Raw genomic sequence first — 24,250 nt, 5'->3', positions numbered from 1 at the left:
TCGTGTCTGGTCAATTGTTCCATTACAGATCGTTATCCTTCAATTGTTCAGCTTGGTAATTGAGGTGACATGAAGTTTGTTATAATCTAGTCTATGTAAATCTATGATTTAGAAATGATGAGTAAAAAAACAATTAATCTACGTGAGGTAAAAAACTTTGAGAAAAAAATTGATTGTTTTATTTATTATGTTTCTGTTGCTACCATCACTTTTACTTTCTAAAATCTGGTTTGATAAAACATCGGATACAATCGTAGATGTAGGCAGAGAATTTAATGAACAGCTTGTCACCCAGTTAAATAATCAGATTAACGATTATTTTCAAGAATTGGAACGCTCTACGCTGCCATTAATTGTTCATCCATTGATTAAAGAATTTATGCTACTTCAGCCAGATCAGGCTTATGAGCAGTTTTTATTAACTCGAGATATCCAAAATGATTTACTGCAACAAATTGTGTTTGCTCGTCCTGAAGTTTATTCACTTACCATATATTCTGCAAATGGTCTTCAAATTTCTAATCATGTTTCGTTACCTCTTTATGACGATTATGAAAGCTATTTAAAAAATACAAGTTTAGGAAATTACAATATAATGGGTATTCGTTGGCCCAATGATACTCCTATACTTACGATTACGCGGAAATTTAGTGATACAACATTGTATCAGACCAATGGATTGATGGTGTTTCATATTAGACTTAACGAGATGTGGGATAAAGTGAATAAGCTGCAAACAGGGATGAAGGGAAAGCTGCGGATCATCGATTCGAATGATCGAATTATTTATGATTCAGGTCAGTATGACACGTTAGGCTCCATTATTCCGGAATGGTTTACGGCTGGTATGGATTCATTGGAGCTGGAAAAAGGGACATTTTTGCGTGAAGAAGAGGGAGTAGCTAATATCGTTACTTACAATATTTCTGAATCTACACGATGGACGATTATCTCTGAATTTCCAATACATGAGTTTAATAACGGATTAATTGTGTTAAGGGACCAATCAATTTGGATTTTACTTATTATTACTTTCGTTGCCTGCATCATTATTGGTGGTTATGTATTCTATATTACGAATTCACTAAGTATTTTAGAAAGACTTATGCGCAAAGCACAAGATGGAGATTGGCTGATCTCAGCTCCAGGTCGAAGGGAAAAAGAAATTAATAGTTTGTTTTTAGGATTTAACAATATGATTAGGGAACTGAGACGGCTGTTCGTAGAGGTGCATGCAGGACAGTTACGAGAAAAAGATTTGCTGTTACGGCAAAAGGAGTCGCGGTTACAAGCGCTTCAGTTTCAGATTAATCCCCATTTTTTATACAATACGTTAGAGGTTATTAATTCTCATGCGCTTCTCGAAGGGGTAATGCCAGTTAGTAGAATGGCTACTGCTCTAGCTGATATGTTTCGATATTGTATGAAGGATACGATGCAAGTAGTAAACTTGACGGAAGAATTACATCATACTCAAACATATCTTGAAATTCAAAAGGAAAGATTTCCTGAATTAATGTGTGAATTTCAATTGGATTGGATAGAAGCTTCAACGATTTCTATTTGCAGTCTTTCTATACAACCGTTAATCGAAAATTGTTTTATTCATGCTTATGAGAATCACTTACTTCCGCCAAGTTATATTGGGATAACGGGTGAAACTCAGAATGAAAAATATATCATTCGAATTACGGATCATGGTAGAGGGATGTCTAGTGATGTGTTGTTGAGATTTAATGCCGTATTTGCAGATCAATATAACGAATTACATGAAAATATGAATGAAGGATTAAATGGTCATATTGGTTTGATTAATGTTCATGCTAGGTTACGTTTGACTTTTGGTCATCCGTACGGTTTACACATCGTTAAATCTGATCATCTAGGGACAATGATGGAAGTTGTTATTCCTTTGAGACAAGATAGAAAGGACGAATCAGCATGATGCGTGCAGTAATTATTGAGGATGAAGCCTTAATTCGAAAAAGTCTAAATAAACTTGTTTCTGAATCTTCATTTGGCATTGACGTTGTAGGTGAAGGTTCTAACGGTGTTGAAGGTTTACAGCTAGCGGAGCGTGTTTTTCCTGACTTAATTATTACAGATATTAAAATGCCATTGATGAATGGGTTAGAGGTCATTAAAAACGTTAAATCGTCAGGGATTCATTGTCAGTTTATTATATTGTCTGGTTATGGTGATTTTAGTTTCGCCCAAGAAGCAATACATTATGGAGTTAGTGATTATTTGCTTAAACCGATCCGACCAGAACAACTGATGCAAACATTACATAAAGTCAAAATGGAGTTTGAGAAGCGTCAGGTTGACTGGAGTGAGTACAGCGAGTGGTTAATATATTGTTCGGAGGAAACCAAACGTATGGCTCAGTATATATGGGATGTGAATGAAACCGAGGCGATCCAGTCGATCGATTGTTTTAATAGAAAATGGATAGATAGCGGCGGAGTTAACTCGCAATATAAAGTGAGGAGTATGGAGTTTTTGAGTAGAATTTACTCCTATCTTCACAATGATTTAGGAGCAAAAAAACTTGATTACGACAAGAAAGAAACGATTCTTTGGGAAAAAAGTATGGCAGAAGTGCAAGTTTTAAATAAGCAGTTGATCCATGGGTGGCTGCAAACTATTCGGGAGACGCGAAATTATAGTGCGCATATGAGTGTCAAACAGGTGACCACATTTATTGAGGATCATTACAAAAATAATGAGCTCTCTTTGCAGATGGTAGCCGATCATGTTAATTTAACTGCACCTTATTTAAGTCAAATATTTAAACAGAGCATTGGTATTTCTTTTTCTCAATATTTAATTGAAACACGAATGGAGAAGGCGAAACAACTATTATCTGATCCTCATTGTAAAGCTTATGAAATACCAGAACATATCGGATATACAGATTACCCGCATTTCAGTAAAACGTTCAAAAAACTTTATGGTATATCACCTCGAGAGTTTCGATCTACCAAATAAAGCGCATACATTATCTTATTAAAACACAACTAACGTAAGGAATACCATGTACGAATTTTCTGATTTCTTCTAATATTGGGTTATCACATAAGAAATTAGGAGGTTGCCCATGAATTCAAATGCGCCCCCCACTCATTTGTTTAACACTGAAGTAAGCAAAAAAAAGACGAAGCCTCACGTTTTAAAATATTGGCAATTGTATTGCATGATACTGCCAGGAATCTTGTTTTTTATTCTATTCAAATATGTTCCAATTATGGGAAGTTTCATTGCGTTTCAGGACTACAATATTTACAAAGGCATACTGGGGAGCCCGTTTGTCGGATTAAAACACTTTGAAACATTATTTACGTATCCAGAGTTCTTTAGAATATTTAAAAACACGGTAGTCATTAGTATCTATCAACTTGTGTTTGGTTTTCCTGCTCCGATTATGTTAGCTTTACTTCTTAATGAAGTTAGGAAAATATGGTTTAAACGTACAGTACAAACGATAGTGTATCTCCCACATTTTTTGTCTTGGGTTATTGTAGGAGGGTTAGTTATCAACGTACTATCGCCCAACTATGGAATTGTTAACGAAATATTAGAACTACTAGGTTTAGAGCGAATTTTCTTTATGCAGCAGCCTGAATTCTTTCGTTCGATAGTAGTTGCATCGGGAATTTGGAAGGAAGTTGGCTGGAATACGATTATTTATCTCGCAGCCTTAGCTAGTATCAATACGGAGCTTTATGAAGCTGCTGATGTTGATGGTGCTGGAAGGATTCGAAAAATAATTAGTATTACAATCCCATCTTTATTGCCAACGATTATGGTTTTGTTTCTACTGAGAATTGGAAATTTATTAGATTTAGGGTTTGAACAAATATATATGTTGCTTAATCCGCTCGTCGCTGAAAAAGGGCAAATTATGGACACGTATATTTATACTGTTGGCTTGCTAGGAGGGCAATATAGCTATACGACAGCAATCGGAATTTTTAAATCTGTAGTTGGCTTAATGCTTATCGTTAGCTTTAATCAAATAAGTAAAAAGTTGACTGGAGAGACATTATATTGATTAGAGGTGAAGGAATGAGCATAAGGAAGAAGCCACCTATATTCCCGATTATTAATGCCACCTTATTGATTGGAATCAGCTTAGTAATGCTAATTCCCTTTCTCAACATATTAGCAGGATCTTTCAGCGACGGTCAGGCTATTTTAAAAGGTGAAGTATCCGTATTCCCTGTTCAATTTACATTCGATCATTATATGGCTGTATTTAAAAACATGGCGATTTGGCGAGCTTTTGGTATTACCATTTGGGTAACAATAGCCGGTACCGCTTTAAGTCTTTTATTTACTTCACTTATGGGCTATGGATTATCAAAATCATATTTAAAAGGCCGAAGTTTAATGATGCTGTTGATCATTATCACGATGATATTTCCAGCTCCCTTGATTCCGTCCTATCTCGTGGTGAAGTCATTTGGTTTGTTGGATTCATTACATGCGCTTATCATCCCTGGACTTATTAGTGCGTTTAACTTGGTCATTATGATAACTTTTTTTAGAGGTATTCCAAAAGCGCTTACAGATGCAGCTACTATTGATGGTTGTGACGAATTTAATATTTTTGGCAGAATTATATTACCGCTTTCATTACCGTCGTTAACGACGATTGGCCTTTTTTATGCCGTTAGTTATTGGAATGGATATATGGGAGCGATTATGTACTTGAGAAATCCCTCTCTTTTTACTTTACAGGTTAAATTACGGCAGTTACTTGTAGAAAATGATGTTGGCAGTATGGATTCTGGTATGTTGATGTCCATTGAAGGAATTAGAATGGCAACGATTATTGTTGCTACGGTGCCAATTTTATTCATTTATCCAATGATTCAGAAACATTTTATTAAAGGGGCAATGCTTGGTTCTATTAAAGGTTAAACAAAGGATAGTATTCATTAAATTAAGCTTAAGAATAATGCAATGGAGGTATATAATGAGTCAGGAAATTAGAAGAAAAAAGGATGATCATGCACAAATTGTGAGGCGTGGTGTTCATAGCTACAACAGAGCAGAACAATGGGTTAAGCCTGAAAATCCACTTCTGCTGGAGCGTCTCGAATGGTTCAAAGATCAGAAACTAGGTCTGATGATGCATTGGGCTCCCTATTCTCAGCTTGGTATCATATCATCGTGGGCGCTTAGCGATGGCGATGCTTATTGGTCGCGTGCTAGTATTGATTGGGATGTTGATGGGGAAGAATTTAAGCAACAGTACTTTGCGTTAAATAAAACGTTCAATCCAGTTCGTTTTCAGCCCGAACTATGGGCGGAGTTGGCTGCAGAAAATGGTTTTAAATATTTGACTTTTACGACAAAACATCATGATGGATTTTGTATGTGGGATACCAATACGACAGATTATCGCATTACAGGTCCCGAAAGTCCATTCCGTACGCATAAATATGCCGATGTTTGCAAGCAACTTTTCGATGCCTTTCGTGCAAAAGGATTAGGTATCTCCACTTATTTCTCAAAGGCAGATTGGCATACACCAACCTACTGGGCACCTGGAATGAAACAGGGAAATGAGATGTCACGTGGAGCGTCCTACGATGCTAAGGAACATCCAGAACTATGGGAACAATTCGTACAGTTCACCCATGAGCAGATTATGGAACTAATGACGAACTATGGTCGCATTGATATGCTTTGGCTCGATGGAGGCTGGGTGAGACCAAGCAGAGGGGAGGACATCAGACTGGAGGAAGTTGTGGAGAAAGCACGGAAAACACAGCCATGGCTTTTGACAGTGGATCGCGGTGTTGGTGGAGTAAATGAGAACGTGTTAACTCCCGAACAGACAGTGCCCGATGTTGCAATGGACGTTCCATGGGAAAGTAATATTACGATGGGGTCGGATTGGTCTTTCCGCTATGAGAATGAGCATGATTATAAACCGATTCGTGAGTTGATTCATTTACTCATTGAAGTTGTAGCCAAAGGTGGGAATTTAGCGCTTAATGTTGGACCACAGCCTGATGGGAGACTACCTAAAACTGCGATAACCCGAATCAAAGAGCTAGGTGCATGGTTAAATGTTTACGGAGAGGCCATTTATGGCACACGTATGTGCGAACCATATTCGGGAGATAATTGCTATTTTACTAGAAAAGGCGATACCATTTATGGCTTCTACTTGTATGAAGATGATAATGAAACAGTACAGACAGAAGTTCATCTTCCGATAACGCAATCTTTCGAATGTATTGATCTGCTTGGCGGTCAAGAAAATCTGGAATACCGCCCGACAGAAAGTGGCATCGTTGTTCAAATACCGGACAATGAACCGTCTGTTCAATCACCAATCGCGCATGTGTTTCGAATGAGGTAAGTTATTTTACGGAGATAATAAGATCAGTCAACAGTAAAGAAAGCGCATTCGCGATCAAGCGCTTCGTGTCTGGTCGATTGTTCCCTTACAGATCGCTGCCCTTTATTATGCCAATGTTATTCATTTATCCAATGATCTAGAAACATTTTATTAAAGGTGCATTGCTTGGTTCTATAAAGGTTAATCATAACATAACTAAGGGAGCGGGATAAAAATGAGAGTAAGAAATAAATTAATTGGAGCGCTTGTAGTTATTGCAATGTTGTCAGCTTGTGGAAGTAATTCAGGGGAGGGACAAAATTCAGTAGATGGAAAGGTAACTCCTTCCATAAATATTACGATGAACCAAAGATCGTTACCTTATGTTGAAGCATCTCCTAACATTAATGAAGATGTCTATGTTAAAAAATTAGAGGAACTTTCTAAAACGAATATAAATCTTGAACTTATTCCTACAACAAGTTTTGATCAAAAACTTAATTTACTGCTTGCTGCTAATGAAAAACTACCAGATTTGCTAGAAATAACAGGTATTAATACAAGTGTATCGGCACCCGCGATTGATAATGGCGTTTTTATGGAGCTAAATGATTTGATAGACAACTTCGGTCCTAATCTTAAAAAGAACATTCCTCAAGAGGTGTGGGACTCCCCTAGAATAAGTAAAGGTGGAAAAATTTACGCAATACCAACGTTGTCAGTAACGACTAGAAATGATATTGTATATATAAGGAAAGATTGGCTCGATAAACTCGGGTTAGAAATACCTAAGACAGTTGATGAGTATATTGATGTATTAATAGCATTTCGTGATGGAGATCCGAACGATAACGGTAAAAAAGATGAAATTCCTTTTGCGGGACGTAAAAATTTAAGAGCTGCGGAAATATTTTTTGGAGCCTATGATGTCAATCCGGGTGAAGGAATACTTGCAGGCACTTGGAAGTACAAAGATAACCAGTTGGTACCTAAATTCATTTTGCCGGAAATGAAAGAAGCACTAAAAGTTTATCGATACTTATACGAAGAAAGATTACTGGACAATGAAGTATTTGTGCAAGAGGGCAAGGACTGGGATGCGAAGATTAAAGGAGCTGCTCGTGTAGGTATGTGGGTGCATTCTCCAAGTTTTCCCGACATGTGGGCCATTAATGTAAAGCAAGGCGATCCTACCGCTGAAGTTATTAATATCGCTGCACCAATTGGTCCTGATGGAAAAGGTGGAGGAGAAATAGGCTCACCGTTGCGATCTGCTTATGCGATTCCTGCTAGTAGTAAAAAAGCAGAGGTAGTTATTAAATTTTTAGATTGGTTTTATACGGAAGAAGCGGATACTTTTATGACTTATGGTATTGAGGATACGGATTATATCGTTAAGGACGGTAAGATCGAGTATAACTATCCGACAACTGCCGATGAAACTAACAAGGCAAATATGCACTCGATGTTTCTACAAATTACTGGAAAACCATATAGTATGAACGAAGCGTATATGAAGGGAAGACCAAATGGAGAACTCATATCGGAAGCGGCGAGAATAGGAGATGAAGAAGGTCGAGTGAATGATGGGCTTGATATGCCTGTCCCTTCGATTATGCTATCTCAACCTGAGCTTACTAAAAACGGCTTATTTATGGAGATCGCTGCCAAAATCATTATTGGTCAAGAAAGTATCGACTACTTTGATACATTCGTTGAAGACTGGAAAGCACGTGGAGGCAATAAAGCAATTGAAGAAGCTACCCAGTGGTATCAGGATGTAAAGAAGTAGACGATTGTAATATAACTATTTATAGAGAGGGATATGAGAATGAGCAACCAAATAGCAGTAGATAGTGACTATAATGATAAGATTGATCAAGAGAGACCAACTACAGTAGTCATTGTAGGTGCTGGTCATCGTAGCTTAATATATTCATCTTATGCGGAGAAACATCCCGAACAAATGAAAATAGTCGGAGTCGTTGAGCCGGACAGTGAGCGGAGAGCTTTAACTAAGCAAAGATTTAATTTACAAGATGAAAACTGTTTTGTCGATGTAGAGGAGTTTATTGCTAAGCCAAAGATAGCGGATGCTGTCATTAATGGTACAATGGACCACTTACATGTAGCTACTTCGATTCCGATGCTTAGAGCCGGATACGACATCATGCTAGAGAAACCGATCGGTGTTAGTATGGATGAAGTTTTGGAGTTGTATGAAGAGGCAGAGCGTCTTGGTAGAAAAGTAGTGATCTGTCACGTATTGCGCTATGCACCATTTTACGAGTCGATTCGTAAAGCAATAGCCGACGGTGTAATCGGAGATATTGTTAGTTTGACGACTGCGGAGAATGTTACGTATCACCATATGGCGATGGCTTATGTGAGAGGAAAGTGGGGACGGAAGGACACAGGAGGTTCGTCTATGCTTATGGCTAAAAGCTGTCACGACTTGGACGTTTTGGCTTGGATGAAGGGAGACGTTCAGCCGGTCAAAGTAAGTAGTTTCGGAAATCTACTACATTTCCGACCGGAGAAAGCGCCTTCAGGGTCAGGTACACGCTGTCTAGTGGATTGTGCAATTGAAGAAACATGCTCCTATTCTGCTCGCAAGCATTATATTGAGCAGCGTTTGTGGGAAGGTTATGTTACTTATAATACACATTTAGGCGTTAAAATGAGCGATGAAGAATTGGCAGAATCGCTGAGAACCGATAGTCCGTATGGTCGTTGCGTTTGGCGTTCTGGTAACGATGTAGTTGATCATCAAACGGTAATTATCGAGTTTGAAGACGGTAGTACAGGAACTCACGTGATGACAGGTGGGACTTCAAAGCGAGGTCGATCGATTCACATTATAGGTACGAAAGGCGAAATTCAAGGAGAGATGGAACAAGGTTCTTACTTTATAAGACATCCTGATGCTCGTAAAGGTCATCTCTATTCTGAGGAGCAGATTGATGTTGGTGTGTCGAAGGATATGCATGGTGGAGGGGACTTACGTCTTGTTGCTGATTTTATCAAAGTAATGAAGGGTGCACCGCCTTCGATCTCTTCCACTTCGCTAGAGAAGTCGCTTCATGGGCATTTGATCGGATTTGCAGCGGATCAGTCACGTCTGGAACAAAAAATGGTTGAGATTAAACCAGTGAAAAAGAGTTAACATAGTTTGGTGTAGTTTGTTGCAGAAGGGACGATAGTTATAAATGGCGTACATAAGTACGCCTTCCTGCATTTTTACGATAACTTCCATCCTGTTGCGTTGATAATTAAAAAGCTCATGCTACAAGTGGAAAATTAATATTCGGCTCTTAATATTAGTTTGAAGGAATGGGGAGAACGATGAATAAGAAGGAAAAGCCTAATATATTACTAATTACAACAGATACGCAACGTTGTGACACACTACGATGTATGGGTTCGACATTTGCGGTTTCACCTCATTTAGATAGATTGGCAGAAGAGGGTGTATTATTTGATAATGCGCATACTGCTTCTCCGGTTTGTTCCCCAGCACGCAGTAGTCTGATGACTGGACTACATACGCCAATACACGGTTGTATTGAGAATGGAATTGACCGAAAAAGTGGACATATGATTTTTCCGGATTTGTTGCGCGAACAAGGATATACGAACATTATGGTCGGTAAAACACATTTTGGCGAGCACTCGACTTCCTTTGATATTATACGTGATGTTAAAGGGGAAAAGTCTGCGCTCTCTCCTGAAGACAGTTATGGAAAATTTATAAGTCAACATGGACTGTCACGATCAAGTGTAGGTCTTGGCTCCGTCCCAGATGATTTGCATATGGATGCTTTTTTGGTTACTACGGCGATGGAGGAAATGGAGAAGTGCCGTCAGGCTGGAGAAGGTCCGTTCTTTACGTTTTGCTCTCTGTTAAGCCCTCATTCGCCACTCGATCCTCCCGGTGATTGGGCAACGATGTTTGACGATGTTGTGCTGCCACCAATTGATTATGAGCCGGGTGATTTGGAAAATCTATCTGTGCATACTCGCAGGTTACTTGGTTTTCTTGGGCAAGAGGATGAATTAGCTGACAATCTCCAGCGACCAGAAACATTAACCGAAATAGATAAAAAACGCAGACTTTACTATGGAATGACTGCTTTTATTGATGCGCAAGTAGGTAGATTATTAACCTATTTAGATGAAACCGGACTGCGAGAAAACACGCTTATTCTATTTTCTTCCGATCACGGTACACAAATGTTTGATCATGGCTTTGATGATAAGCATAATTACTTGGATGCGACATGGCGCGTTCCATTTATTATGAGTATGCCGGGTGTACTACCAAGTGGAAAAACGACTGATTTTGCGACATGGACAGACATTTCTGCAACAATACTAGCAGCAGCTGGAACGAGTTCGCGGTACATTCAAGGTTTCGATTTGTTTACGCCACTCACGCAAGGGTTGGAGTCCCCTCGTCGCTGTGCTACTGGTACATTGTATAAGTCGGCAGCTGTGGCGACAAAGCGTTGGAAATTAGAGTATTATTTTGAAGAGCAGACTGGGATGATGTATGACCGAGTGCAAGATCCTTCCGAGCGATGCGACCTTTATAACGACCCCAAGTATGCTAATGTGAAGGAGCAATTGCTGGTAGCGCTATTGACATGGCGAGCTGATATGATCGATTTACAGTTAATGGAGGAGTCGCAGCGAGGTGGAGGTCCAGTGGCACGACGGATTATACCGTATTCTCTAGCGATGCGTGGAGTGGATATCGAGATTAGACTCGGAGAGAAAGTGGCACCTTTAGATCATTTGCTTGTTGTATAAACATACAATTAGGAGGATTACTGCATGACAATTGGACAAGTGAAACATTACAAGTTTCGTACGTATGACAAAGGAAGTTATCCCGTTCAAATCGTAACGCCTGATGACGGATACTATATTCACAATTTTTTTGATGTGAAACCATGGAGTCCTTCTGGTCGCTATTTGGCTGTACTTAAATTACCGTTTCAAGATAGAGAACCAGCTCCTGAGGATGAAGCAGTAGTTTGCCTGATCGATTTGCAAGAACAGTCGATGGTGGAGCTTTGTAAGACAAAGGGATGGGGAATGCAAGTCGGTGCCCATATTTGCTGGGGAAACAGTGATGATGAGCTTTTCTTCAATGATAAAGAGAAGGGTGAAGTATTTGCCTACAAATTAAATCCACATACAGGAGAAAAAGTACGACTAGCCGGATCGGTATATCAAGCATCTAAAGATGGTCGTTATATTTATAGTCCTAATCTATCTGTTGTTAATTATTCGCAGATGGGATATGGTGCGGCAATTGCCCCTGAACATAGTAACCCTCCTCCGATTGGGGCATCTGATGAGGATGGACTTTGGCGGACAGATGTTGCATCCAATCAAAGAGAGTTACTTTTTAGCTATAAACAAGCCTATGATCTTTTGCCTGATAAGCGAGATGTAGAAGGAGCACGGTTCGTCTTTTTCCATGTGAAGATTAATCCACAGCAAACAAGGTTGATGCAAGTGGTTCGTTGTTTGTTTGATGATGGCAGGCCAATACTACCATTCATCGTAACGATGAATATGGATGGAAGTGATGCTAAATTAGCATTGCCTTACGAATTTTGGTTAAAAGGTTCTCATCATCCAGATTGGCACAGTAATGGACGAGAAATTTTAATGAATATTAATTTAAAGCGACTACGCTTTAGTGTTTTTGCGGAAGATGGCCAATCGCTGCGCTTGGTAGCTCCATTCGCTACAGGTGGGGGACATCCTAGTTATTCGAAGGACGGCCGTTATATTCTGACCGATGCTTATACATCCGAAGCAGAGTTTGTGAATGAGAATTTTGAAGTGCCGATCCGCTTAATAGATACGGTAGCTGGTACAGATGAGCGAATTGTTGATATTTGGACATTAGCGGGTACCGACACGGCAGGGGACTTCCGCTGCGATCCGCATCCCGTTTGGAGCGAAGATAACCAATATATTTGCTTTAATGGAACGCCAGAAGGAAGAAGGCAAGTTTTGATAGCCGATTTGAGTAAACTATGGCAATAGCATCTGCCATAATAAAAGTGAATGGAGACATGTGCTATGAGTAATAGACCTCATATTGTACTGATTTCGACAGATCAGATGCGAGGAGATTTGATGGGATGTGCGGGGAACCCATTGATCGAAACACCTCGAATTGATTATTTGGCACGAAGCGGCGTACGATTCGACCAAGCCTACTCGTTGACGCCGGTTTGTATCCCAGCAAGAGCAACGATTATGACAGGTTTGGAAGGGCATCAACTAGGATTAACGACATACAAAGAAGGTTATGCGCTTCCTACGAATGCTACATTACCTAAGCTGTTAGGTGATGCTGGCTATGAGACGAGAGTAGTAGGGAAGATGCATGTTTACCCCGAACGATGTCACTACGGATTCGACAGTATGTTGTTATGCGAGGAAGGTCGGATGTTGGGCGCAGGCTCCGAAAAAAAGCGAGGTTACGATGACTACGAGCAATGGCTTGCTGAACAGGGGTATGCAGGGCAGGCTTTCGGTCATGGTATTGCCAACAACGAATATTCCATGTCACCGTGGCATTTGCCTGATCACTTACATCCGACAGAATGGATTGCAGATAACAGTTGCAAAACGATCAAGCGACGAGATTGGAGTCGTCCGTTATTTTTATGGGCTTCTTTTACGGCACCTCACCCTCCGCTCACCCCTTTAATGCGTGATCTATATATGTATGAAAAAGATGAGATGCCACAGCCGGTTTCAGGAGATTGGATCAATAGGCATTCACTATACCATCAAAGATTACATGCTACTTATCAAGGGGAAGTGAAAACAGCCAAACAAATAGATAACGCCTATCGTGGATTTTATGCATCTATCACGCAAGTAGATCGAGCGATTAACAGAATTATCGGTACCCTTCGGGAAGAAGGGATACTTGAAAATACATGGTTTGTTTTTACATCGGATCATGGTGACAATATGGGAGATCATGACTTGTGGTTCAAAGCTAACTTCACCCGGGGAGCTTGCCAGATTCCGTTTATTATAACACCTCCGGCGGGTAGAAATGCCGAATCCATTTTGGGTTCTGATTGGGTTCCAGGACAGGTGAATCATTCACCGGTAGGATTACAAGATATTTTACCGACCTGTCTTGCCATTGCAGGAGTACCTATACCAGAGGATCTAGATGGGAAGAGTTTACTAGGAGTTGTTCAACAACCTAAAACTGATCGTGTGCGAGAGATTGTGCTTGGTGAGTTTGGCAATATTGGTAAACGTTCCTTGATGGTAACAGACGGCATTTGGAAGTATATTTGGTTCGAAGAAGAAGGCGAAGAGTTACTGTTTCACATCGAGGATGATCCACAGGAACTGTACGATAGATCTGGAGATCCGCAAGCACCTTTAGAGGATTGGCGAAATCAATTGGCAGCGAAGCTTACAATGCGGGTATCTGATCCAGCCGTTATCGATGGTCAGTTACGACCACGCCAAAACCTACCTAAGTTATCCGAACAGGAACGTGCAAAGCTAATTTCACACTACAACCCACGAGGTGTGCATTGATCACTAGTGATAAGAGTTGCGCTGGTTAAGCTACAGTCGGTGCATGCTTTGTCAAGACGAAAGCTGTACGAAACAAAATACGACCATTATCTCCACGTAAGGAGGAATGGTCGTATTATTGTATAAAAGGAATTAACAGATAGTCATATGAGAACATTATACTGCCGGTACGGCGACTGTTATTTCGTCTAGATGCCTCATGTTCGATTATTAGTACAATTTTGAAGACGGTTGATGAACTGAATTATTTTGAAGGGATCAATGAGATGAACAAGCCTTTGAAGCGGTTGATGAATGGTAAAACTGTTCCGGAAATGAAAGAACATTTGATGATCATTTTGCAAGAAGTAACGAGTCACATTCAAGTGCAGCGAGATCGTAATACGTACCATTTTTGTGCAAAAGTTAAAGACTATGTCCACGAAAATTACGGTAACCCGGATTTGAATATTTCGACGATCGGGCAATCGTTTGAGATCACCCCTTCTTATTTGTCGAAACGATTCCGAGAGGAAACCGGAGAGTCACTGCTTGAATATATAAACGTGTATCGTATCAATCAAGCGAAGAAATTACTGCTCGGAGAGGCTACTTCCATTGCGGATGTTGCTTTACAGGTCGGATATATAGAATTCACTACATTTAATCGAATATTTAAAAAGTATCAAGGAATTACGGCTGGAAAGTATAGAGAAACAGAGTCTGGATGATTAATGTCAACAATAATGAGTCTGATGCGAACAGATGAAAATCTGGAGCAGCAGGCTTTTTTTTGATGATATGAGGAAGGCAGATGATATGTATTTTATTAACATGGAATCTTTATGTTTAACTTTTTATGGAAGTGGAATACTGATGGTGTTGTTTCTATTAATATATGGGTTCGCTTTGGGGCTGTATAGCTCTCTTTGCAATAACTGTTAAACGAAAGAATAGAAGAGTAAACATCCGATTATATCCGAACAAAGGAGGTTATATTTATGTCTGAACATAATTATGAAGGTTATTCATTACCAACAGACTCATATTCTTATTGGAGAGCATCGACAGAACAAACGAAATATAAGCGCTTGGAAGACAATTTGGATACGGAAGTTGTTGTTGTCGGAGCAGGGATTACCGGTATAACAACAGCATATTTACTAGCAAAGCGTGGTATTAAAGTAGTATTACTAGAAGCTGGTAACGTACTAGAAGGTACTACGGCACATACGACAGCCAAGATTACAGTACAACACGATCTGATATATGATGAGTTAATCGCTCATTTTGGTGCAGAGCAAGCATTGCAATATTACAAATCGAATGAGGAAGCGTTACAGTTTATTACGGAACAAATGGAGACGTTGCAAATCGAATGTGATTATAAGCAAGAAGATGCATATCTATACACTTGTTCTGCCGAGCAATTACCGTTATTAGAAAAGGAATGGCTAGCGTACGAACAGTTAGGCATAAAAGGGGAATTTTTGAAGCAAGCGCCGTTACCATTTGCAACAGAAGGTGCGATTAAGTTAGGTGGGCAAGCGCAATTTCATCCTTTAAAATATGTCACTCGCTTGTTAGAAGAAGCAGTCAAATTAGGTGTTGAAGTGTATGAGCAAGTGACGGCAGTTACTGTCGAGCAGGAGCAGCGTGCGAAGGTGATGACAGATCGAGGTTTTAGTATTACATGTTCTTACGTAGTAGCTTGTACTCATTACCCTTTTGTCGATGGAATGCGAGCTTATTTTTCTAGAATGTATGCCGATAGATCTTACGTTATTTGTGGAAAACCAACCGTACCATTCCATGGAGGCATGCACATCAATGTAGAAATGCCAAAACGGTCTATCCGATCGGTACAGGTAAAGGGACAGGAAATGTTGCTAATTGGTGGGGAAGGGCATAAAGTCGGGCAAGGCAATATGAGTACAATGCAAAATTATAAAATACTAGCACAGTTTGCGGCAGAGCAGTTTGGAATAGAGGAAGTGGCGTATCGCTGGTCTGCCCAAGATTTAATTACGCTAGATAAAATTCCGTTTATCGGATCTATTGCTGGTGACGATAGTAACATATTGATAGCTACTGGATTTAAAAAGTGGGGGATGACGACTGGTACACTAGCTGCGATGATGTTTGACTTAACGATTAGCGGTAAAGCTAGTTTTTATCGTGATTTGTATAAGCCAGATAGGTTTCATGCTGATCCTGATATTAAATCATTCGTGTCTATTAATGTGGATACAGCGAAACAGTTGTTTACTGGCAAGCTAGAATCATTGGTAGGAACATTACCACAAGTGGATGAGCTGGCGTTAGATACAGGAAAAGTGGTGGAAGTAGACGGGAAACGAGCGGGAGCATATCGAGATAAAGAGGGTAAGTTATTCGTTGTAGATACTACCTGTACACATATGGGATGTGAAGTGAATTGGAATGATGGGGAACGTTCGTGGGATTGTCCTTGTCATGGATCTCGTTTTAGCTATAAAGGTGACGTGTTAGAAGGTCCCGCCCAAAAGCCACTAGCTAGGTGGCAATAAAGTATAGTATCTAAAATAAATAGGTTGCTAAATAAGACACTTTTTGTTATTAATTAACTAAAGGTGTTTTTTTTGGGCGAAAAAAAGATTATAATTCGTCATCAACAGACATAGATCGAGTTTTATTATTATTTGTTGACAATTAAACAGTAATCTATTAATATCTTAGATAACTAATTAAACCTACCTGCATTATCGGATATTGAAATGTAGTTGCAACTGGATGAGATGAAAACAGGGGCATGAGGTGAGAAGAGAACAGTAAGTACTGGGGGAGAAAAAATGAAAGTGAAACAACTATTTATATTGACGTTAGTAAGTGCTTTAGTTTTTATAACTGCTTGCGGTAGTAACGGCCAAGAGAAAAATAACGGTAATGTCGTACAAGAAGGAAACGGCAATCAGCAAACAGCAGAGCAAGGCGATGTTGAGAAGCAATACCGTGATGAGCTTCATATTGCTATTACGGCACAGCCGCCAACGCTTGATACGACGATGACAGTATCTGCGGTAGCACTTGATACGGCTGGTAATATATTTGAACAATTATATACGTTAAATGCTAACTATGAACCGATGCCTGTCCTTGCGGAATCAGTGGAAAAAAGTGAAGACGGATTAACGTATCTGTTTACTTTGCGCCAAGGAGTGAAGTTTCATAATGGCAAAGAAATGGTAGCGGAAGATGTTGTTGCTTCCATGAATCGTTGGTTGGTAACTTCTTCTAGAGCGAAATCGTTATTACCCAATGCTACTTTTACAGAAGAAGATAAATATAAAGTGAAGTTAACGGTAGAGACAGCAACATCTGACGTTTTAATACTAATGTCAGCGCAAGCGCAGTTCCCTGCTATTATGCCTAAGGAAATCGTGGAAGCTGCACCAGCAGAAGGAATTGTAGAATACGTCGGTACAGGACCTTATAAGTTCCAAGAGTGGAAACAAGATCAATATATCCATCTCGTTAGAAACGATGATTATCATCAGTTAATTGATCGAGCGGCTAGTGGCTTTGATGGGCAAAAAGTAGCAGCTTCGGAGAATGTTTACTATCATTTTGTAACGGATCATGCGACGCGGATCGCCGGAATTAAGACGGGGAAATATGATGTAGCAGACAGCATACCATTGGAAAGCTATGACGAGCTTGCTGTAACTAACAATGTGAAATTACATGCTTTTCCTGACGGTGCGTTGACCGCATTTTTTAATACGACAGAAGGTCCATTAGCTAATCAAAAATTACGACAAGCAGTATTAGCTGCATTTAATAATGAAGAGATTTTGCTAGCGAGTTTTGCTAGACCGGATTTATACCGTTTGGACCCAGGTTATTTGAACCCGAATCAAGAGCAATGGGCGAATGTTGCAGGGGCGGAATATTATAATCAAGCTGATCCAGAGAAAGCGAAGCAATTGCTTGATGAAGCTGGTTATAACGGGGAAGAAATTACACTACTTACAACAAAAGATTATAACGAAATGTATACAGCAACGTTAGTTGTACAAGAGCAGCTACGACAAATCGGCATGAATGTAAAAGTAGAAAACTTTGATTTTCCAACTTTTTTGGAAACGAAAAATGATCGAAGTAAATGGGATATTTTTTTAGCGAGTACGGGCTACCAAGTAACCCCGCCACAATTGTTGGCTGTTACACCGGATTGGGCTGGTTTAAATCATGACACAGTCAAAGAAGGTTTGGCTAATATTCGGGCAGCTTCTACACCAGAACAAGCGAAACAAGCGTGGGAAGAAGTGCAAGGTTTTATGTACGAGTATGTTTCGTCTACAGTTATTGGTCACTATAGTACAATTGTAGCAACGGCTGAAAATATAGAAGGATTTGAACTGTTTGAAGCGCCTGTCATCTGGAACGCGAAAGTACCTAAATAGTGAAACAATAGGGTGATAGAGTCGTAGAATAGTAGAACAATACATTAATAGAGCAATAGAATAATAGAGAAATAGAACACTAGAAAGTGAAAATATTCAAATAGTAGCGTGTCGTCATAAAGCAGGAGGCTGTTAGTAAAGGTGATGTATAAAAGCCTGCTAACAAACTCCTGTTTGTGTCTATACGGAAGCTAGAGTAACTAAAAATTGAGGGATTTGGCATGTTGATTTATACGATAAAGAGGCTGTTATCACTTATACCTGTATTATTTGTAGTAACAATCGTTGTATTTTTAATTATTCATCTCACGCCGGGTAATCCAGCAGCAGTCATGTTAGGGATGGAAGCGACACAAGCAGAAATCGATGCATTAAGTGAACAGTTAGGCTTCAATCGACCGCTATATGAGCAATATTTTAGTTGGATTGGTAACTTACTGCAAGGAGATTTGGGTACATCTTTGTTTATGAAAATGCCAGTTGCCCAAGCGATTGCTGACCATATTGCCCCTACGTTATCGTTAGCTTTGATCGCTCAAGTGATCGCACTAATATTGGCTATTCCATTAGGCATATTAGCGGCTTACAAACGTGGTTCTGTTGCGGACTATACACTGATGGGTGTGTCGATGTTAGGACTTGCTGTGCCTAGTTTTCTACTCGGGTTGCTATTAATGCTCTTAGTCGGTGTTCAATTACAATGGTTGCCAGTGGCAGGATATGAACCTCTATCTAGCGGTTTATGGGAGCATCTACAATATTTAATATTACCAGCGATATCACTGGGAACGATTCAAGCAGCACTCATTACTAGAATGACACGCTCATCGATGCTAGATGTATTAAACCTCAACTATATTAAAACGGCTCGCTCCAAAGGGCTTGCTGAGTCAACGGTATTATTTAAACATGCTTTTCGTAATGCGTTTCTTCCTGTACTAACTGTTATTGGGCAGACATTCGGCACTTTGGTCACCGGAGCTGTTGTAGTGGAGTCGATCTTCAATATTCCTGGATTAGGTCAATTAATATTAAACGCGATTACAAGGCGTGATTTTGCAATTATTCAAGGTGTAGTCCTAATTGTAACGATAATGTATGTTCTCATTAATTTGTTGGTGGATCTTTTGTACGGTGTAGTAGATCCGCGTGTTCGTTTGGAGCGTAAGTAGAAATGAGGTTTAATAATGGAAACGATAGATAAAGAACAAATGGTGCAATTGCAACGACAATTAAGTAAACAACAGCGGCAATTAACACGTAAACGTATTCGCGCAAACAAAGGGCTCATTGTTGGTGGAATACTACTACTTTTTTTCATTATTGCTGCGCTCCTCGGACCTTTGTTAACACCGTTTGATCCATACGAAATGAAGGTAACAGAAAGATTAAAAGCACCTTCTACGCACCATATTTTGGGGACGGATGAATTTGGGCGTGATTTGTTTACACGATTGTTATACGGGGCGAGAGAATCGCTAAGCGTTGGCTTTGGCGTGGCATTGTTATCCTCTGTGTTAGGGTTAATTATTGGTATTTATGCTTCCTATTATAAAACGCTGGATCATCTGTTGATGCGGATTTGTGATGGGCTAATTGCGATTCCGGGTATTTTGTTAGCTATTGCTTTAATGGCAGCACTTGGAGCATCGATTACGAATGTTATTATCGCTCTAACTATCGTATTTACTCCGGGAATAGCGAGAGTAGTTCGCTCTAATGCACTTGTCATTAAAGAACAAACATATATTGAAGCGATGCGTGCGCAAGGAGCGAGTGATTTTCGGATTATTTGGTGGCATATCGTTCCTAATACGTTATCACCATTACTTGTACAAGCTACGTTTGTATTTGCAGAAGCGATTATATCGGAAGCGGCGTTAAGTTTTTTGGGAGCGGGTATTCCTGCACCGGAACCTAGTTGGGGAAATATTTTGCAAGCGAGCAAGCTTGTTATTTATAAAGCATGGTGGATGGTTGTATTTCCAGGCATAACGATAGTGTTAGCCGTCCTTAGTCTGAATATGGTTGGTGATGGGTGGCGTGATTTGTTAGATCCAAAGGTCAGTGTTCGTTATCAGAAACGGCACGTATTCCGAAGAAAGGGTGGCAAAAGATGATAAGGCGTAAACAGATGAAGCAAGCAGCATTAAAGGCGAACAACGGCGAGAATATGCTTCTACAAGTGAATCAATTGTCTACTCGTTTTTTGACGGAGCGTGGCAAAGTAACGGCAGTTGATAAGATTAGTTTCCAAGTAAATAAAGGGGAAATTATCGGCATTGTTGGGGAATCTGGTAGTGGAAAAAGTGTGATGTCACAATCTATTTTGCGTTTGCTAGACTATACCGATGAAGTAGAATATGATGGTGAAGTTTTATTTCAGCAGTTGGATTTATTATCAGCGTCAACGGCACAATTGCGAAAAATAAGAGGGGCGGACATTTCGATGATCTTTCAAGATCCGCTTAGTTCGCTTAATCCGGTATATACGATTGGAAATCAGTTAGAGGAAGTATTGCGATTACACCTAAAATTGTCTAGAAAAGCAGCTCGATTAAAGGCGATAGAATTGTTGCGTTTGACCGGCATTCCGTCACCTGAAGTGAGAGTGAAAGAATATCCACATCAATTGTCAGGTGGTATGCAGCAGCGAGTGATGATTGCAATGGCACTTGCATGTGAACCGCAATTGTTAATAGCGGATGAGCCGACAACAGCACTCGATGTTACGATTCAAGCACAAATATTACAATTGATATTACAGTTGAGAGAAAAAATAGGGATGGCTGTACTATTTATTACACATGATTTAGGTGTTGTTTCGGAGTTGTGCACAAGTGTGAAAGTGATGTATTTGGGACAAATTGTGGAGGAGTCTAGTACCGCGAAATTATTTGAACGACCGTTGCACCCTTATACACAAGGGTTGTTACGGTCTATGCCGCAATTAGACGGTGATCGGGAACAGCCGCTTCATGTTATAAAAGGAACGGTTCCATCGTTATTGGATGTGCCAGCAGGCTGTCGATTTGCTACACGTTGTCCGTTTGCTAACATGCAGTGCAGTAAAGAAGAACCACCGATGGAAATAGTAGATAGTAATCATCGTGTAAAATGTTGGCGTGTGCGTGAGATTAACGATATGGGGAAAGGAGCGACTGCTTATGTCCACTAATCAAAAATCAATATTGCTGGACGTAGCTCAATTACAGAAAAAATTTCCGGTATACGGTTCTTTTGGTAAAATAGCTGGTGCAAAGCAGTACGTTCACGCGATAAATAATGTATCATTTCAATTATATGAAGGTGAAGTGTATGGGCTTGTAGGAGAATCAGGATCTGGAAAAAGTACAACGGCACGAACATTGCTTGGATTAATCAAGGCAAATGCAGGCTCGGTCTCCTATCAAGGACAGGAAGTTACCAGCTTGACTGCTAAAGCATTGCGTCGGCTACGTAAAGAGATTCAAATGGTGTTTCAAGATCCATATTCTTCTTTGAATCCACGCAAAACGATTGGACAAATATTAGAGGAACCACTTAAAATACATGGGATAGGCAGTAGAGAAGAGCGACAAGCAACAGCTTTGCAATTACTGCAAACGGTTGGGCTACAAGCGGAACATTACTTTCATTATCCCCACAAATTATCTGGCGGTCAGCGGCAACGGATCGGCTTGGCACGGGCACTTATTTTGCAACCGAAGCTATTAATTTGTGATGAGCCAGTCTCGGCATTGGACGTTTCTATTCAATCCCAAATATTGAACATGTTGAGACTATTACAGCAGGATATGAACTTAACAATGCTATTTATTACCCATGATATTAGTGTCGTACGTTATATTTCGGACCGCATAGGTGTCATGTATTTGGGTAAATTGGTGGAAGAAGCCACGACGGAGCAGTTATTCGATCAACCGCTTCATCCTTATACGAAGGCGTTATTTTCATCCGTTCCCAATCAACAAGATAAGCAACGAGAGCGGATTACGTTACAAGGAGAAATTCCATCTCCGATAGCACCTCCTACGGGCTGTATGTTTCATACTCGTTGTCCATATGCTGTGCAGAAGTGTAGAGTAGATGAGCCTGTATTACAACAAGTGGCAGATCATCATCGTGTCGCATGTCATTTAATAGGAGAGGGAGTTTAACAAGTGACAACTTTAAAAATTGTAGATGGTCAAGATCAATTGTTTAATGAAGCGGGAATGCAAGTGGTCGGTAGTCACCGTCCGAATGGACAAGGACTATCGCCACGAGAGCTGCTAGAATCTGCTTTGGCGTTATGTATTTCGATTTCTATGCAGCAAATTATGGATTATGATGGAATAACGTATGAAAAATCAGCTATTGTCATAAGTATAGAAACAGAGAAGGCAGAGGAGAAACCAAGCCGCTTTGCTGGATTTGTTGCGAAAGTGAGTTTACCTCCTGGACTGACGGATGAGTATAAAGAAAAGCTGATGCGAGTAACGAAACGGGCTTGTACGATTGGGACAACATTATGTACTGGGGCAAGTGTTGAAATGCTAGTGGTAGAATAACAGAATTCTTTCACAGAAACATATATAATAGATTGTATGAAGATGATAATAGTGGGAGGGACAATAATGACTGTAGGAATGGAATTTGTTATGCCCAACATGACAAATACGATACAAATTACAGGATGTCAGTTTGCTATTAAACCACCGGGTTGGTCTTATCCACGTCACCATCATCATTTGTTTGAACTATTGTATTGTTATGAAGGTGAAGTGACGCAATCATCGGAAGATCAAGAAATTATATTGCGAGCAGGTGAATTAATTTTACTGCGTCCGGGAATTAAACATCATACGTTCAATCATTCGGATGAACCGTATCGATTTTTTAATTTTCATTTTAACTTGGATGATCGAGAATTACGTCCTTTACTAACACAGCATAGTGTGTACCATTTGGAGCAACAACAATTGACGGATACGGCAATATTCCAACATATTCAATCGTTAGAACAATTGTTGCGCAAACAAAACCCGCAATATAGTAGGAGCTGGGAAGTTGGACTCGTCGATGAGGATATGGTGAATGTTCATACAGTTAAAGTTGATAAGGGAACTATTCCATTACAGCTATCAGGCATAGATCGACTCTACTTTCATCATCAACTGTTACTTTTGATTCAGGAAGTAGCGTTATTGTTAATGACTAAGATAGAACAGGAAGAACAAAAAGAAATCAAAATTTCGCAACTACATGCTGATATCGCCCATGAAATGGAAGCAATGCTCCAACAAAATGTACACTCTAAAGGTGCAATTCAACAAATTGCCAACAAGCAAAACATTAGTCGGAGTCAATGCTATAAAATTTTTATGCATGTATATGGCTGCTCACCGCGACAGTATTTGTCAGAACTAAAGTTAAACAAAGCAAAAGAGCTACTAATGTCGAGCAATTTATCGATTGAAGCGATTTCTGATCAAATAGGATTTTCATCGGCTAGCCATTTCTCCAGACAATTCAGTCGCTGGACTGGTCAATCGCCCAACCAATACCGCCCCCAGCATGTAACAATCGTCGATAATGATAAGTAGTATGGATAGTAGCGTGCAGTGGTTTGTATAGTGAGGGGTTTGTACGATAAATCGTATAAAAGTTGCTATGCAGGTAGTTGTAGCGGATGTTTGTATGAAAAAACGTATAAAAGTTGCTGTGAAGTGGTATGAAGCGGAGGGTTTGTACGAGAAAACGTATAAAAGGGCGCTGGTAGCCAGTTGGAAAGCAAGCTTTGTGTGAAAAAACGTATGAAATCGGCAATTGTGTTGAAAAGGGACGCTCCATAAAAAAGTCGGATGAAAAAACATGATGTTTTTTC

Annotated in this window: 19 protein-coding genes; all 19 read left to right on the top strand. The window is 39.9% G+C overall.

Annotated features, from left to right (window positions below; translation table 11 throughout):
• The first annotated feature begins 157 nt into the window (after positions 1–157).
• The 19 genes from ACFSTH_RS03100 (at position 158) to ACFSTH_RS03010 (ending at position 23,969) form a co-directional block, all read left to right on the top strand.
• Positions 158–1,945 (top strand): sensor histidine kinase, encoded by a 1,788-nt coding sequence (locus ACFSTH_RS03100; RefSeq protein ID WP_377769667.1) that lies wholly within the window; start codon positions 158–160, stop codon positions 1,943–1,945.
• The gene (locus ACFSTH_RS03095) at positions 1,942–2,991 is read left to right on the top strand and encodes a response regulator transcription factor (RefSeq protein WP_377769669.1); all 1,050 of its coding nucleotides are present in this window, start codon (positions 1,942–1,944) and stop codon (positions 2,989–2,991) included. Before ACFSTH_RS03100 ends, ACFSTH_RS03095 begins: the two co-directional genes overlap by 4 nt.
• A 109-nt stretch (positions 2,992–3,100) precedes the next feature.
• Positions 3,101–4,054: an ABC transporter permease gene (locus ACFSTH_RS03090; RefSeq protein ID WP_377769670.1), complete on the top strand. Its 954-nt coding sequence runs from the start codon at positions 3,101–3,103 to the stop codon at positions 4,052–4,054.
• A gap of 14 nt (positions 4,055–4,068) precedes the next feature.
• Entirely contained in the window at positions 4,069–4,926 is an 858-nt protein-coding gene (locus ACFSTH_RS03085) for a carbohydrate ABC transporter permease (RefSeq protein ID WP_377769671.1), read from the top strand.
• A 55-nt stretch (positions 4,927–4,981) separates the two neighbouring features.
• Positions 4,982–6,379 (top strand): alpha-L-fucosidase, encoded by a 1,398-nt coding sequence (locus tag ACFSTH_RS03080; protein WP_377769672.1) that lies wholly within the window; start codon positions 4,982–4,984, stop codon positions 6,377–6,379.
• A 214-nt stretch (positions 6,380–6,593) separates the two neighbouring features.
• Entirely contained in the window at positions 6,594–8,150 is a 1,557-nt protein-coding gene (locus ACFSTH_RS03075; protein ID WP_377769673.1) for an extracellular solute-binding protein, read from the top strand.
• A 39-nt stretch (positions 8,151–8,189) separates the two neighbouring features.
• The gene (locus tag ACFSTH_RS03070) at positions 8,190–9,524 is read left to right on the top strand and encodes a Gfo/Idh/MocA family protein (protein ID WP_377769674.1); all 1,335 of its coding nucleotides are present in this window, start codon (positions 8,190–8,192) and stop codon (positions 9,522–9,524) included.
• A gap of 179 nt (positions 9,525–9,703) precedes the next feature.
• Positions 9,704–11,170 (top strand): sulfatase family protein, encoded by a 1,467-nt coding sequence (locus ACFSTH_RS03065; protein ID WP_377769675.1) that lies wholly within the window; start codon positions 9,704–9,706, stop codon positions 11,168–11,170.
• A 24-nt stretch (positions 11,171–11,194) separates the two neighbouring features.
• Entirely contained in the window at positions 11,195–12,424 is a 1,230-nt protein-coding gene (locus tag ACFSTH_RS03060; protein ID WP_377769677.1) for a hypothetical protein, read from the top strand.
• Between the two features lie 36 nt (positions 12,425–12,460).
• Entirely contained in the window at positions 12,461–13,957 is a 1,497-nt protein-coding gene (locus ACFSTH_RS03055; RefSeq protein WP_377769678.1) for a sulfatase-like hydrolase/transferase, read from the top strand.
• A gap of 266 nt (positions 13,958–14,223) precedes the next feature.
• Complete coding sequence (locus tag ACFSTH_RS03050) at positions 14,224–14,667, top strand: helix-turn-helix transcriptional regulator (RefSeq protein WP_377769679.1); 444 nt, start codon at positions 14,224–14,226, stop codon at positions 14,665–14,667.
• 270 nt (positions 14,668–14,937) lie between these two features.
• Positions 14,938–16,485 carry an FAD-dependent oxidoreductase gene (locus tag ACFSTH_RS03045; RefSeq protein ID WP_377769680.1) on the top strand — a complete coding sequence of 516 codons (1,548 nt, stop codon included), beginning with the start codon at positions 14,938–14,940 and terminating at the stop codon, positions 16,483–16,485.
• 282 nt (positions 16,486–16,767) lie between these two features.
• On the top strand, positions 16,768–18,381 hold the full coding sequence (locus ACFSTH_RS03040) for an ABC transporter substrate-binding protein (RefSeq protein WP_377769681.1): 1,614 nt from the start codon (positions 16,768–16,770) through the stop codon (positions 18,379–18,381).
• A gap of 221 nt (positions 18,382–18,602) precedes the next feature.
• Positions 18,603–19,553, top strand: a complete 951-nt coding sequence (locus ACFSTH_RS03035; protein WP_377769683.1) for an ABC transporter permease — start codon at positions 18,603–18,605, stop codon at positions 19,551–19,553.
• A 15-nt stretch (positions 19,554–19,568) separates the two neighbouring features.
• The gene (locus ACFSTH_RS03030; protein WP_377769684.1) at positions 19,569–20,501 is read left to right on the top strand and encodes an ABC transporter permease; all 933 of its coding nucleotides are present in this window, start codon (positions 19,569–19,571) and stop codon (positions 20,499–20,501) included.
• On the top strand, positions 20,498–21,559 hold the full coding sequence (locus tag ACFSTH_RS03025) for an ABC transporter ATP-binding protein (RefSeq protein ID WP_377769685.1): 1,062 nt from the start codon (positions 20,498–20,500) through the stop codon (positions 21,557–21,559). The genes ACFSTH_RS03030 and ACFSTH_RS03025 overlap by 4 nt, the downstream gene beginning before the upstream one ends.
• Positions 21,549–22,541, top strand: a complete 993-nt coding sequence (locus tag ACFSTH_RS03020) for an ABC transporter ATP-binding protein (RefSeq protein WP_377769686.1) — start codon at positions 21,549–21,551, stop codon at positions 22,539–22,541. Before ACFSTH_RS03025 ends, ACFSTH_RS03020 begins: the two co-directional genes overlap by 11 nt.
• Before the next feature lie 3 nt (positions 22,542–22,544).
• Complete coding sequence (locus tag ACFSTH_RS03015) at positions 22,545–22,934, top strand: OsmC family protein (RefSeq protein WP_377769687.1); 390 nt, start codon at positions 22,545–22,547, stop codon at positions 22,932–22,934.
• Positions 22,935–23,000: 66 nt separating this feature from the next.
• Entirely contained in the window at positions 23,001–23,969 is a 969-nt protein-coding gene (locus tag ACFSTH_RS03010; RefSeq protein ID WP_377769688.1) for a helix-turn-helix domain-containing protein, read from the top strand.
• Positions 23,970–24,250: the final 281 nt, after the last annotated feature.

It is taken from the genome of Paenibacillus yanchengensis, from assembly GCF_042684845.1.
Lineage (GTDB): Bacteria > Bacillota > Bacilli > Paenibacillales > Paenibacillaceae > Pristimantibacillus > Pristimantibacillus yanchengensis.
Note: the sequence above shows the minus strand (reverse complement) of the source record. Positions and strands in the feature narration are given on the sequence as shown.